The organism is Mesorhizobium koreense (genome assembly GCF_031656215.1).
GTDB lineage: Bacteria > Pseudomonadota > Alphaproteobacteria > Rhizobiales > Rhizobiaceae > Mesorhizobium_L > Mesorhizobium_L koreense.
Window position 1 is genome coordinate 1,633,011 of the sequence record NZ_CP134228.1, and the last position, 13,933, is coordinate 1,646,943.

The 13,933-nt window shown below is 63.2% G+C and carries 11 protein-coding genes and 1 tRNA gene; 2 read left to right on the plus strand and 10 right to left on the minus strand.

Features of this window, described 5'->3' with window-relative positions; translation table 11 throughout:
- Positions 1-7: 7 nt before the first annotated feature.
- Positions 8-1,174 (plus strand): M20 aminoacylase family protein, encoded by a 1,167-nt coding sequence (locus RBH77_RS07855; RefSeq protein ID WP_311031579.1) that lies wholly within the window; start codon positions 8-10, stop codon positions 1,172-1,174.
- A gap of 46 nt (positions 1,175-1,220) precedes the next feature.
- Positions 1,221-1,297 (plus strand) — tRNA-Arg (locus RBH77_RS07860).
- Positions 1,298-1,374: 77 nt separating this feature from the next.
- On the opposite strand, the gene RBH77_RS07865 is transcribed toward RBH77_RS07860, so the two are convergent.
- The 10 genes from RBH77_RS07865 to RBH77_RS07910 all read right to left on the minus strand — a co-directional run bounded on the left by RBH77_RS07865 (position 1,375) and on the right by RBH77_RS07910 (position 13,887).
- Positions 1,375-2,064, minus strand: coding sequence for a response regulator (locus RBH77_RS07865; protein ID WP_311031580.1), 690 nt, complete (start codon positions 2,062-2,064; stop codon positions 1,375-1,377).
- On the minus strand, positions 2,061-4,760 hold the full coding sequence (locus RBH77_RS07870) for a DUF4118 domain-containing protein (protein ID WP_311032462.1): 2,700 nt from the start codon (positions 4,758-4,760) through the stop codon (positions 2,061-2,063). Before RBH77_RS07870 ends, RBH77_RS07865 begins: the two co-directional genes overlap by 4 nt.
- A gap of 91 nt (positions 4,761-4,851) precedes the next feature.
- Complete coding sequence (gene kdpC / locus RBH77_RS07875; RefSeq protein WP_311031581.1) at positions 4,852-5,421, minus strand: potassium-transporting ATPase subunit KdpC; 570 nt, start codon at positions 5,419-5,421, stop codon at positions 4,852-4,854.
- A 13-nt stretch (positions 5,422-5,434) separates the two neighbouring features.
- Positions 5,435-7,489 (minus strand): potassium-transporting ATPase subunit KdpB, encoded by a 2,055-nt coding sequence (gene kdpB / locus RBH77_RS07880; protein ID WP_311031582.1) that lies wholly within the window; start codon positions 7,487-7,489, stop codon positions 5,435-5,437.
- Positions 7,490-7,499: 10 nt separating this feature from the next.
- Positions 7,500-9,203: a potassium-transporting ATPase subunit KdpA gene (gene kdpA, locus RBH77_RS07885; RefSeq protein WP_311031583.1), complete on the minus strand. Its 1,704-nt coding sequence runs from the start codon at positions 9,201-9,203 to the stop codon at positions 7,500-7,502.
- Positions 9,204-9,267: 64 nt separating this feature from the next.
- Positions 9,268-9,357: a K(+)-transporting ATPase subunit F gene (gene kdpF, locus RBH77_RS07890; protein ID WP_311031585.1), complete on the minus strand. Its 90-nt coding sequence runs from the start codon at positions 9,355-9,357 to the stop codon at positions 9,268-9,270.
- 378 nt (positions 9,358-9,735) lie between these two features.
- Positions 9,736-10,416: an SGNH/GDSL hydrolase family protein gene (locus tag RBH77_RS07895; RefSeq protein WP_311031586.1), complete on the minus strand. Its 681-nt coding sequence runs from the start codon at positions 10,414-10,416 to the stop codon at positions 9,736-9,738.
- 29 nt (positions 10,417-10,445) lie between these two features.
- The gene (locus tag RBH77_RS07900) at positions 10,446-11,294 is read right to left on the minus strand and encodes an ABC transporter permease (protein WP_311031587.1); all 849 of its coding nucleotides are present in this window, start codon (positions 11,292-11,294) and stop codon (positions 10,446-10,448) included.
- Between the two features lie 110 nt (positions 11,295-11,404).
- On the minus strand, positions 11,405-12,367 hold the full coding sequence (locus tag RBH77_RS07905) for an ABC transporter permease (protein ID WP_311031588.1): 963 nt from the start codon (positions 12,365-12,367) through the stop codon (positions 11,405-11,407).
- Between the two features lie 26 nt (positions 12,368-12,393).
- Positions 12,394-13,887 carry a sugar ABC transporter ATP-binding protein gene (locus RBH77_RS07910; RefSeq protein ID WP_311031589.1) on the minus strand — a complete coding sequence of 498 codons (1,494 nt, stop codon included), beginning with the start codon at positions 13,885-13,887 and terminating at the stop codon, positions 12,394-12,396.
- Between the last annotated feature and the right edge of the window lie 46 nt (positions 13,888-13,933).

Consider the following 13,933-nt stretch of genomic DNA (forward strand, 5'->3'; position numbering starts at 1 on the left):
CTTACTCATGCCGATATTGAACCGCGCCGCCGAAATGCAGGACGAGATCGCCGGTTGGCGCCGCCATATCCACAGCGAGCCGGAACTCGGGTACGATGTCCACAAAACGGCGGCCTTCGTGGCGGAGAGACTGAAGGAATTCGGCGTCGACGAGATCGTCACCGGCATCGGCCGCACCGGCGTGGTCGGTGTCATCAAGGGCCGGCTCGGCGCCGGCGCGACAATCGGGCTCAGGGCCGACATGGATGCGCTGCCGATCCAGGAAATCACCGGCAAGCCCTACGCCTCCACCGTTCCGAACAAGATGCACGCCTGCGGCCATGACGGCCATACCGCGATGCTGCTGGGCGCCGCGAAATACCTTGCCGAAACGCGCAACTTCTCCGGTAACGTCGCGGTCATCTTCCAGCCGGCGGAGGAGGGGGGCGGCGGCGGCAACGCGATGGTGAAGGACGGCATGATGGAACGCTTCGGCATCGCCAAAGTCTTCGGCATGCACAATATGCCGGGCATCCCCGTCGGCGAATTTGCCATCCGGCCCGGTCCGATCATGGCGGCGACGGCGGAGTTCACCATCAAGATCACCGGCAAGGGCGGCCATGCGGCGATGCCCCACACCACGATCGACCCCGTCGTGATCGGCAGCCAGTTGGTCGGCGCCATCCAGAGCATCGCCTCGCGTACCGTCGATCCGGTGAAGTCGGTGGTGGTATCAGTCACCAAATTCCATGCGGGCGACGCCTACAACATCATTCCGGAGACGGCCGAACTTGCCGGAACGATCCGCACGCTCGACAAGGCCGTCGCCGCGAAGGCCGAGGAGCGCATGCGCGCCATCTGCGAGGGCATGGCGACGACTTTCGGGGCGAAGGTCGAACTCGACTACGATCCGAACTATCCGGTGACCGTCAACAATGCCGACGAGACCGTCTTTGCCGCCGATGTGGCGCGCGGGGTCGCCGGCGAGCAGAAAGTCGAGGGCGAGGTAGCACCCTTGATGGGCGGCGAGGACTTTTCCTACATGCTGGAGGCGCGACCGGGGGCCTTCATCTTCCTCGGCAACGGCGATTCGGCGAACCTCCATCACCCCGCCTATGATTTCAACGACGAGATCATTCCTCACGGCGTCAGCTATTGGGTGAAGCTGGCGGAGAGCGCGCTGCCGGCACGGTGAAGCCGGGTTGGCGAAGGCGCGCGAAGCGTTTATGTAAGCCTCGCGTGGTCCCGTAGCTCAGCAGGATAGAGCATCAGATTCCTAATCTGAGGGTCACAGGTTCGAATCCTGTCGGGATCACCATTTTGTTCCAGCGGATGCGGTCTGTATCTGAACCGGAGATGCAGGCAAGAATGATCGCCATGGCCTGAGTTCATCGACTACTCCATCATGAGCCGGTAGCCGACACCTGTCTCCGTCAGTATGTATTGCGGCCGCTCGGGATCGGCCTCGATCTTTTGTCGAAGCTGGCGGACATAGATGCGCAGATACTGCACATCCGTCTCGCCGCCCCAGACCTCGCTCATCAGCATGCGATGGGTGAGCACCTTGCCGGCATGGGCGACCAGCATGCGCAATATGTCGTACTCCTTGGGCGTCAGCTTCACTTCCCCGCCGCGCACGCGCACGATACGGCGCATCAGATCGACCTCCAGATCGCCGCTGCGGAAAACCGGCTGCTCGCCCTGCTGCTGCAATCTGTGCCTGAGCGCCGCGCGGATCCGGGCGAAAAGTTCGGCCGTGCCGAACGGCTTTGTCACGTAGTCGTCGGCGCCGAGGTCGAGTGCTTCGACTTTGCCCTTCTCGTCAACGCGGCTCGACAGGACAAGGATCGGCACGGCGTTGCCGCCATCCCGCAAGGTGCGGATCACGTCCGCCCCGTCCATGTCGGGCAGACCGAGATCCAGAATGACAAGATCGGGGCGGGATCGGTCGATTTCGGCGAGCGCGCCACGCCCGTCGACGGCTTCGCTTACCTGAAAGCCTTGCGAGTTCAGGCTGGTGCGCAACAGCCGCCGGATCGGCGGTTCGTCGTCGACGATCAGGATCGTGGCGGCATTCGCATTCACGGCGCGGCCTCCGGTCTGGCGGTGTCCGGCACCGGCAATGTGATGGTGAAGACGGCGCCGCGCCCACCCGCTCGGTTGCCGGCTTCGATCGTTCCGCCCATAGCTTCGACGAAGCCACGGCAAATGGCAAGGCCAAGGCCGGTGCCGGCGCGCTGGCTGTCGGCTTTGCGCACACGATAGAACTTGTCGAAGATGCGCTCCAGTTCCGACTGTGGGATACCTGGGCCTTCGTCCAGCACCCGGAGGCTGACCGAGTTGCCGTCGCGCCGGCCCTCTATCGAGATCGCCGTTCCGGCCGGAGCGTATTTCGCTGCATTATCCAGAAGGTTGAACAGAACCTGTTCGAACAGGACGGGATCGAGCCTCACCATGGGGAGGTCCGATACCAGCGCCGTCTCAACATGATGGCAGTCCAGGATTTTCCTCGCTCGCCGCAACGTGCTGCCGACCACTTCGCCGATATCCACGAAGTCCAGATTGGGCACCAGCGCGCCCGATTCCAGCTTGGTCATGTCGAGCAGATTGGCGATGAAGCGGTTCAGCCGCTCCGCCTCGTCCCGGATAGTGGAAAGAAGCGCCTTGCGGTCGTCCGCCGTCAGGTCCGGCAGCCCCGCCAGCCCGTCCGCGGCCCCAAGGATGGAGGCGAGCGGCGTCCTCAGATCGTGCGATATGGAGGTGAGCAGCGCCGCCTGAAGCCGGTCGCGCTCGACCGCGCGCTGTGCCTTGTCGAATTCCTCCGACAGGTTGATGCGCTCGATCGCGAGTGCCGCCTGATCCGACAGCGCATCGAGCAGGCGCTGTTCGTCCGGCGTCAGGATCGGGCCTTGCTTGTCGCTGTCGATGCCGATCACCGCGACCGGCCCGCGCCCCGTTCGCATCGGCAGGAACAGGCGCTTTGCACCCGGCAGCGTGTCGGCACCGCGACCGGCCGGCCTGTTGCTTTCCCACGACCAGTTCGCTGCCGCCAGATCGGCCTCCTCGGCAACGTCCTCCGGGGGCCAGGCGGTCTTGAGCTGGAGCGATCCGTTCTCGGGAAGGAAGAGCACGACCCTGACCTTCAGCATGGAGGCGACCTGCGAGGAGATCGCCCATAGGAGGTCGTCCAGGGAGGCGATGCCGGCCAGCTTGCGGCTGAACAGATAGAGGTCTTCGGTGGTCCGGGCACGCTTGCGTGCCATCATGGCCTGCGCGCGCACATTGGCCGTCAGATTGGAGGCAACCAGCGCCACCACCAGGAAGAAGAACAGCGCCACCACATTCTCGGGGTCGGCAATGGTGATGCTGAAGTAGGGCGGCAGGAAAAACAGGTTGAAGGCCAGCACGCTGAGCAGGCTCGTAAACAGCGCGGCGCCCAAACCAAAGGCTACGGCACTGACCAGCACGGCGGTAAGGAAGACGAGCGCGACGTTCTGCACGTTGAGGAAGCGGGCGAGGACCTCGCCGCAACCCAACGCGATTGCGACCAGCGCAATGCTCATCAGATAGGGCTTGACGTCGAACGGCGCCGTTGCTGGACGTGTAACGATAACCCTTGCGGCAGGTGTGGTCCGGTCGTCGCCGGTCACGACATGTACGGCGACGTTTCCGGCACGCTTTACGATCTCGTAGGTTATCGAGCCGAAAAGCAACTCATGGAGTCGCGAGCGTTCGCTGCGGCCGATGACGATGTGACTGAAATTGTTCTTTGCCGCATAGTCGAGGATTTCCCCGGCAAGCTCACGGCCGGGAACCGTCACCGCCTCGCCGCCCAGCCGCTCGGCCCGTCGCAATGCCTCGGCGATCCGGTCGCGCGCTGTCTCGCCGAGCCTGAGCGAGCGTGGCGTTTCGACATAGAGCGCGGTCCAGGGTGCACGCAGCCTTTCTGCCATGCGCCGCGCATAGCGCACCAGCGCCGCTGCCTTGGGATGTTCGTTGACGACGACGAGTATGCGGTCGCCGGCCGACCATGGACCGGAGATAGCATGCGCCTGCATGTGGGTGAGCAATTGCTGATCGACGCGTTGAGCCGTGCGACGCAGTGCAAGCTCCCGCAGGGCCGTCAAATTGCCCGGCGAGAAATAGTGGGACAGCGCGCGCTCGGCCGTCTTTGGAACATAGACCTTGCCCTCCTTCAACCGTCGGATCAGGTCGGCCGGGGTGAGGTCGATCACCTCGATCTCATCCGCCCGATCGAGGAAGGCGTCCGGCACGGTTTCCCGCACGCGGATGCGGGTGATCTGCTGGACGATGTCGTTGAGGCTTTCCAGATGCTGGATGTTGACGGCGGTGTAGACATCGATACCGGCGGCCAGCAGGTCCTCGACATCCTGATAGCGCTTCGGATGACGGCTTCCCGGCGCATTGGAGTGCGCCAGCTCGTCGACCAGCACGAGCGCCGGCTTGCGCGCCACCAGTATGGCGTCGAGGTCCATCTCCTGCAGATGCCGGCCGTTGTAGTCGACATGCCTGAGCGGGACGATCTCGAAGCCCTGAACGAGGGCCTCGGTCTCGGCGCGTCCGTGCGTCTCGATCAGGCCGATGACGACGTCGATACCGGCGCGGCGCTGAGCAGCTGCGCTCAACAGCATCTCATAGGTCTTGCCGACGCCAGGAGCGGCACCGAGGAACACTTTCAGGTGGCCGCGCGTCTCCGTCGACGCTTCGCGAAGAAGGGCCTCGGGGTCGGGGCGCTTGGGGTCACCATTCTGGTCCGGCATCGGTCGTGTGCTCAAGCCGCCCTTTCAGTCATGCCGTCGGCGGCGCTGGAGCATCGTCGTCGACCGGCAATTCCGCAAGAGCCGCCCCATCTCATTGCGATTTGGCCTCATCAAGTGCCAGATTGAGTTCGAGCACGTTCACTCTCGGTTCGCCCAGCAGGCCTCCGGTGCGGCCCTCGACATGAGAGGAAACGATGGCGCGCACTGCATCCTGCGAAAGCCTGCGCGCCTTGGCGATGCGCGGCACCTGGAAATAGGCGCTTTCGGGCGAAATATCGGGGTCGAGGCCGCTGCCCGAGGTAGTGACGAGATCGACCGGCACCGGTGTGCCCGGATTCTGCTTCGCCAGCGTCCCGGCGTCCGACGTTACGCGCGCGATCAGCTTTTTACTGGTCGGACCGAGATTGGAACCTCCTGAAGCGGAAGCGTCATAGCCATTGCCGGCGGCGGAGGGGCGCGGATGGAAGTAGCGGTCGCCGGTGAAGGCTTGGCCGATCAGAGCCGATCCGACGACATGGCCGTCGCGCGCGATGAGGCTGCCATTGGCTTGCAACGGAAACACCGCCTGCGCAATGCCGGTGATAGCCAGAGGATAAACAAGGCCGGTGAGGGCGGTGAGCGCCACGATCATGAACAGGGCCGGGCGGATCTGGGCGTACATTTTCGGATATCCTTCAGGCAAGGCCGGCTGCGGTGATGACGACATCGATCGCCTTGATGCCGAGGAACGGCACGATCACGCCGCCGAGGCCGTAGATCAGGAGGTTGCGCCTGAGCAGCGCGCCGGCTCCGATGGCGCGATACTTCACGCCTTTCAAGGCGAGCGGGATCAGCGCGATGATGACGAGCGCGTTGAAGATGATGGCCGACAGGATGGCGCTTTCCGGCGAAGAGAGCCGCATGATGTTGAGCGCCTGAAGCTGTGGATAGAAGGCCACGAACATAGCCGGGATGATGGCGAAATATTTGGCCACGTCGTTGGCGATGGAGAAAGTTGTCAGCGAACCGCGCGTCATCAAAAGCTGCTTGCCGATCTCGACCACCTCGATCAGCTTGGTCGGGTCGGAATCCAAATCCACCATGTTGCCGGCCTCGCGCGCGGCCACCGTGCCGGTGTTCATGGCCACGCCGACATCGGCCTGCGCCAGCGCCGGTGCGTCGTTGGTGCCGTCACCGCACATGGCGACGAGCTTGCCCTTGGCCTGCTCGGCGCGGATCAACTCGAGCTTGTTCTCCGGCGTTGCCTGGGCGAGGAAATCGTCGACGCCGGCTTCGGCCGCTATGGCCGCCGCCGTCATCGGGTTGTCGCCGGTGATCATGACGGTGCGGATGCCCATCTGGCGCAAGGCCGCGAAGCGCTCGCGGATACCGCCCTTGACGATGTCCTTCAGGTGCACGACGCCGAGCAACCTGCGGTCGCGCGCGACCGCAAGCGGTGTACCACCCGACTTCGCCACCTGCTCCGCAACCTGCCGTAACTCACGCGCGGCTTCCGTTGCGCCACCGGAACGGCCGGCCTCGACATTCGCGAGCATTGCATCGACCGCCCCCTTGCGGATGCTGCTACCGTCCATGTCGATGCCGCTCATGCGCGTTTGCGCGGTGAAGGGCACGAAGTGGGCGTGCAGCTTTTCCATCTCGCGGCCGCGAATGCCGTATTTTTCCTTGGCGAGCACGACGATGGAGCGGCCTTCCGGAGTCTCGTCGGCCAGCGAGGAAAGCTGCGCGGCGTCGGCCAGTTCACGTTCGCCGACGCCCGAGAGTGGCAAGAACTCCGTCGCTTGACGGTTGCCGAGCGTGATGGTGCCGGTCTTGTCGAGCAGTAGCGTGTCGACGTCGCCGGCGGCCTCCACTGCGCGGCCTGACATGGCCAGCACGTTGAACCGCACAAGCCGATCCATGCCGGCAATGCCGATGGCCGACAGCAGCGCGCCGATGGTGGTTGGGATCAGGGTCACGAACAGGGCGACCAGCGCGATAACGGGGATCGCGCCGCCGGCATAGGCGGCGAAGCTTGGAATGGTGACGACGGCGAACACGAAGATCAGAGTCATGCCGGCGAGCAGGATGTTGAGCGCGATCTCGTTCGGCGTCTTCTGGCGCTGCGCGCCCTCAACCAGCGAAATCATGCGGTCGAGGAAGGTCGAGCCGGCGGCCGCGGTGATCCTGACCTTGATCTGGTCGGACAGCACCTGCGTGCCGCCGGTGACGGCCGAGCGGTCGCCGCCGGATTCGCGGATGACGGGCGCGGATTCGCCGGTAATCGCCGCTTCGTTGACCGAGGCGATACCTTCGATCACCTCGCCATCGGAGGGTATGATCTCGCCCGCTTCGACGACCACGACATCTCCGACCTTCAGCTCGGTCGCGGACATGACCTCGTAGGTCGACCCATCGACCGCGAGGCGCTTGGCATCCGTCTGCGTGCGCGTCCGGCGCAGCGCGTCGGCCTGCGCCTTGCCGCGCCCCTCGGCGACCGCTTCGGCGAAATTGGCGAACAGCAGCGTGAACCACAGCCAGAGAATGACCTGAAAGGAGAAGCCGAGCCGGCTTCCGCCGAAAGCGAGGTCGCGGGCGAAGATCAGGGTGGTGAGGATCGCGACAATCTCGACCACGAACATCACCGGGTTGCGGATTTGCACGCGCGGATCGAGCTTGGCGAAGGACGAGCCGACCGCCGGTCCCACGATGGCGGGATCGAACACGCTGATTTCGGCGAATTTGCTCATGACACGTTCCTCAGAAAGTCTGCCCGGCGAGCATGGCGAAATGCTCGACGATCGGGCCGACGGCGAGTGCAGGGAAATAGGTGAGACCGCCGACGATCAGAATCACGCCGACCAGCAAGCCAACGAACAAGGCGTCATGTGTGGGGAACGTGCCTGCCGATGCCGGCACGGTCTTCTTGGCGGCCAGCGAACCGGCGATGGCGAGCACCGGCACGATGACGAGGAAGCGGCCCATCAGCATGGCAAAACCAATGGTGAGGTTGTACCAGGGCGTGTTGGCGGAAAGTCCGGCAAACGCGCTGCCATTGTTGGCGGTGCCGGAGGTGTAGGCGTAGAGGATTTCCGAATAGCCGTGCGGCCCGGCATTGGCGAGCGAGGCAAGCCCGGCCGGCAGCACAACGGCGATAGCGGTGAAGCCGAGGATGGCGAGCGGCAGCGACAGAACCGCGAGCATGGCCATCTTGACCTCCTTCGCCTCGATCTTCTTGCCGAGATATTCGGGCGTGCGGCCGACCATAAGGCCGGCGATGAAGATCGCCAGGATGACGAAGAGCAGGATGCCGTAGAGGCCGGCCCCGACGCCTCCGATGATGACCTCACCGAGCTGCATGTTTATGAGCGGGATCAGGCCGCCGAGCGGCATGAAGCTGTCCAGCATGGCGTTGATCGCGCCGCAGGAGGCGGCCGTCGTCACCACCGCGAACAGGGCGGAGGCGGCGATGCCGAAACGCACCTCCTTGCCTTCCATGTTGCCGCCGTCGATGCCGAGCGCGGCGAAGGCGGGATTGCCGTTGGCTTCAGCCCAGTAAGTCACGGCGACGCCGGCGATGAAGAGAATGCCCATGGCTGCGAAGAGAGCCCAGCCCTGGCGCTCGTCGCCGACCATGCGGCCGAAGACGTTGGTGAGCGCCGCGCCGATGGCGAAGATCGACACCATCTCGACCAGATTTGTCAGCGCTGTCGGGTTCTCGAAGGGATGCGCCGAGTTGGCGTTGAAGAAGCCGCCGCCATTGGTGCCGAGCATCTTGATCGCCAGTTGCGAGGCGGTCGGGCCGACGGCAATGGTCTGCTTCGCGCCTTCCAGCGTCGTCGCGTCGACATAGGCGCCGAGCGTCTGGGTGACGCCCTGGCTGACATAGAACAGCGCGCAGAGGACCGAGAGCGGCAGCAATATATAGAGCGTCGAGCGTGTCAGGTCGGTCCAGAAATTGCCGACCGATTTCGCCGAGGCACGCGAGAAGCCGCGGATCAGCGCCATGGCGATCGCGATGCCGGTGGCGGCCGAGACGAAGTTCTGTACCGTCAGTCCGGCCATCTGGACCAGATTGCCCATGGTGCTTTCGCCGCCATAGCCCTGCCAGTTGGTGTTGGTTATGAAGCTGACGGCGGTGTTGAAGGCTGAATCGGGCGAAACCGCCGCCATGTGCATCGGGTTGAGCGGCAGAAGGCCTTGCAGGCGCTGCAGGCCGAACAAAAGCACGAAGCCGGCCGCGTTGAAGGCCAGCATCGCCACCATATAGGTGAGCCAATGCTGTTCCTGCCGCTCGTCGATGCCGGCGCCGGCATAGAGCAGCCGTTCGACGGGGCGCAGGACGGGCGAGAGGAATGTGCGCTCGCCCGCCATGACGCGCGTCATGTACCAGCCTAGCGGTTTCACCAACGCGATGACGATAGCGCAGAACAGCGCGATCTGGAGCCAGCCGTCCACGGTCATGGTTTATCTTTCTTTTTTCGCATGTCTTTGCCCCGAAACCGGCCTTCATTTTCGGGAGACATGCTTAGAACCTTTCGGGGCGCAGGAGCGCGTAGACGAGATAGACAAGGATGAGCGTGGCCGCGAAACCGCCCAGCATGTAATCGAGGATCATCGCTGTCTCCTCAGAGGCGTTCGCTGGCGATGCCGTAGAGGGCCAGAAGGACGAAGACGCCGAGGCCGATCGCCAGCATGAGAATGTCGAGCATTGAGCCGTCCTCCATCGGTCCCGGCACGCCGTGCCGATGATGGCTGGCGGCGCGGGCCGTGTTCAGGAGGTAGATTTCGGCCGGATGGAATAGGTTTTCGAGAGCAGGCTTGGCTCTCGATCATAGTTTTCTCATATATGAAGTGGCGCGGGGTCGGCGGGATGAGGCTGCCGAAATGGCTCCTCAAACCCGGAAAGCCGTAAGCTGGCCTACGGCAATGTAGCCCCGCCTCGAGACCGGCGCGGCGAAGCCGAGATAGGCTTCTTTGGTCTTGTCCTACAGAGTTAGGCTGCCGCAGCCTCTTCGCGGGCAAAAATCTCCTCGACCTTGGTGGCTATCGCCCGGCCCAGGTCGAGATTGTTCTCACCCGTGAAGTGGATGCCGTCGCAGCCGTCCGTCGTGATGAAATCGCCGGCATCGAGGAAGTCGACCTTCAGAAAATCCGCCATGTCGCGATATTGGCGGCCAAGCTCTTTCGACTTTTCGTGCCCCCCTCCGAACATGCCCTGGAAATATGGATGTGGCATCGGCGAAAGCGGCGGCGGAGCCACAACAAGGCATCCGGGCGCGGGATATGGCGTGCCAACACCACCGGCGCTGGTCAGCACCTGACCCACGAGCTTCGCCATTCCGTAGGCGATGTCATAGGGCGTGCGGTTGTAATAGGGTTTCGTGTCGTTCGTACCCAGCATGATGATGACCAGATCGAGCGGCAAATGGCTGGCGATCGCGGAGGGTAGGTAGTGGCTACCGTTCAGGCGGGGATCGTTGGGGTCGTCGGCGCTCGTGGTCCGGGCGCTCAGCCCCTCCTCAACGACAATGTATCCTTCACCCAGCACGGCGGCCATGGCGCCTGTCCAGCGCTGTTCGAAAGGATAGCGAAGGGTCGGTGACCCCTCCTTGACGGGAATCCATCCCCAGGTCAGCGAGTCGCCGTAACACAGAATGGACTTTTGCTTCGACATGGATTCCTCCTCGACTATCATACGATTGGTCAGACGGCCTTGGCCGTCCTGACGCCATAAAGGACTGCCGCAAGCAGGATGATCACACCCTGCGCGATCTGCTTTCCCGGTTCGGGAATTCCGAAGACCGTCATCACCACGAAAAGAAGCGCAAAGGACAGGACGCCGAATATCGGTCCCCACACGCCCCCGTCGCCTCGGCCGAAAGTAACCCCGCCAAGAATGGTCGCTGCCACGGCGAGGATCGGCAGATCGAGGCCCACGCGAACGCTGCCGACCGAGATCGAAGCGGTCTGGACCAGCGCGGCAATGCCGGCGATCAGACCTGCGATCGTATGCGCCAGGATAACGGTACGCTGGACCGGGACCCCGGAGAAATAGGCCGCCTCGGCATTCTCTCCGACTGCGGTCACGAAGCGACCGAAGACCGCGCGGGAAAGAAACAGCCACATGAGCAGGGCTATGCCGAACCAGAAGACGACCGGCGTCGGGACGGATCCTAACCGCGTGTTGTAGATTTCGCCGAAATAGGCCGGCACGTCGCCGGGCGGACTGCCGCCGGCAAAGAACTGCACGACGCCGATCAGTATAATGCTGACCGCAAGCGTCACGATCACCGCCGAAACGCGTCGCTTGGCAACCATCCAGCCATTGAAGAGACCGACCAGCGTCCCGATCACGATCGCCAGCACCACGAAGAACGATAGATGTGCGCCGGGAAAGGTACTGGAGGAAATGAAGTAGTTGACCAGCAGGATAACGCCGCCGCCCGAAAGGTCGATGCTCCGTACCTTCATGACGAGAAGCTGGCCGAGAACGAGGATTCCCAGCGGGACGACCTGCCGGATGAATATCCCCATCACGTTGACATTGAGCATGTTTGGTCGCGCGGACCACAAGATGATGAGCAGCAACGCGAACACGACGTAAGACGGCGGTATCTTGAGAACTCGCTGAACGGCCCCGGATTTGAGGATGCCCGTCATCCTTACAGCCCCATCTTCCTGCGGGTCTGCACCGCGACGACGAGGAGCAGGATGCCGCCCTGGATCGCGGTTTGGACGAACGGACTCACGTTCAGAAGCGTCATTCCGTTCGACAGAAGAGCCAGAACGAATGCGCCGATCACCGTGCCATGCAGGCTGCCGATGCCACCCGATAATTGGGTTCCCCCAATGGCGACCGCGGTGATCGCATTGAGTTCGTACCCGTTGCCCACCGCGGGATCGCCCGAGACGATCCGGCCGGCCAGGAATATGCCCGCGGCCGCGGCGAAGCACGCCGAGGCAACGTAGGCCAGGATCACGTTGCGCCTGACCCTTATGCCCACATTGCGCGCCGCGTCTTCCATCCCGGAGGCGACACCGCCGCCGATGGCGAACAGATGCAGGCCGTAGCGGGATCTGTAGAGGAGTTTCCAGGCGATCAGGATAGTGACGACAACCCAACAGACCTGCATGGGGACGCCCAGGAAGGTTCCGCTTACCGAATCGATGACGATGCGAGGAACGGAGCCGCCCGCCACGGGCCTCAGGACGAGCGTGACGCCGAGGATGATGTACTGCATGGCGAGCGTGGCAATGATGGGATGCACATTCAGGCGTGCTACCGCGATCCCGTTCGTGAACCCGATCAATGCGGCGAGCAGGAACACGGCCGGGATCAGGATGTAGGCGGGGCCGCCGAGCGCGAGGATCGCGGTCGTAAAGCTGATCACCGAGCCGACCGACAGATCCAGCCCTCCGACCAGCACCACAAACATCTGCCCGACCGCCGTGATGATCAGAGGCATCGCCTGCGCCAGGAGATTGAACAGATTGTCCGGCCTCAGCATGTGGTCGGTGCGGATGGTCAGGAAGAGGATGATGGCCAATGCCATTAGTAGCGGCAGGGCCCAGAGCCCCTGACGGCTCTGAGGGCCTGTCATGATGTTGAAAAGAGCCTGCTTCATGGGTGCGCCATCGACATCGGCAAGCCTCAGGCGCTCAAGGCTGCGTCTAGGATGTTGTGCTCGGTGGCGCTGCCGGCCGGCATTTCCGCCACGATCGTATTCTCGTGCACGACGTACAGTCGATCGCAGAGGCCGATCATCTCCACCGTGTCTCTCGACAGGACGAGGACGGCGCCGCCGCGGGCGGCGAAATCACGCAGGAGCTTGTAGATTTCGGATTTGGCTCCAACGTCGACACCTCGCGTCGGCTCCTCGACGATCAGCATTTCCAGATCCGCGGCAAGATACCTGCCAAGGAGCACCTTCTGCTGATTGCCGCCCGACAGCGAATTGACGGTCATCGAGGCGCCCGACGCGCGAACATTCAGCCTGGTCATCGTCTCGGCGATGATCCTGCGATAGAGCTTGGCGGCCGAGAATTCGTTGCATTGGGCGTCCAGCCCGATCGCGATGTTGTAGGAAATGGGCAGGGCCAGAAACAGCCCTTCTTCCTTGCGATCCTCGGGCACGAACCCGACGCCCAGGGACCTGAGCTTACGAATTCCCGAGGAAGGCGGCACCGGCAGCGGCAGCTTTTTCCCCTTGATGGTCACGGTGGCGCCGAAGGGTTGGAAGTGCCCGAAGAGGGAGCGGACAAATTTCTGTTGACCCTGGCCTTCAAGTCCCGCCATGCCGATGATCTCACCTCTGTGGACCGTCAGCGAGAACGGTTTCGTCGTTGCTCCGATCCTGAAGTCCGTGATCTCGACAAGAGCATCTCCCGTTGCCTGCGCGCGGTCGGGAAACAGGTCCTGGAGTTCACGGCCGACCATCATGGCGATGAGCGAGGCGGGGGTCATTCCCGACAACGGCCGCGTGCCGACGAGTTTCCCGTCCTTGAGTACGGTCACCGTATCGCAGATCTCGAATATCTCGTTCATTCTGTGCGAGATGTAGACGATGGCCTTGCCGGCATCGCGCAGGCGTCGAATGTGCTTGTTCAGGATTTCGACATCGGCGGCGTTCAGGGCGGCGGTGGGCTCATCGAGGATGAAGACGGAGGCGTCGGCCTTGATGCCATGGGCGATTTCCACGAATTGCCGCTCGGCGATGGAGAGTTCGGAGACCAGCGTTTCAGGCGCCAGGCTTAGGCCCAGGTCAACCAACGCGCCTTTCGTCTCAGCATTCATGCGGCGGTAGTCGATGGAGCCGAAGCGGCGACGGGGTTCCCGGCCCAGGAACAGGTTTTCCGCGATTGTCAGGTTCGGGAGCAGCGAAAGTTCCTGGAATACGGTGGAGATGCCGGCTTCGAGCGCTTCCCTGGGATTGGCAAAGGAAATATTGCGGCCGTTCTGGTAGATTTCTCCGCCGTCGGGCTGATGCACGCCCGCCAGTATCTTCATCAGCGTCGATTTGCCCGCGCCGTTCTCGCCCATCAGCGCGTGGACCGAGCCGGGGCGAAGCTCCAGTGAAACGCGATCCAGCGCGAGGCTGCCGCCGAATGATTTGGAGATATCCGATAGTTCAATCAGAGCGGCCATCGCCAACTGCCCGTTCAGGTCGATTCCAGCCTCATGCCGGTCGCCG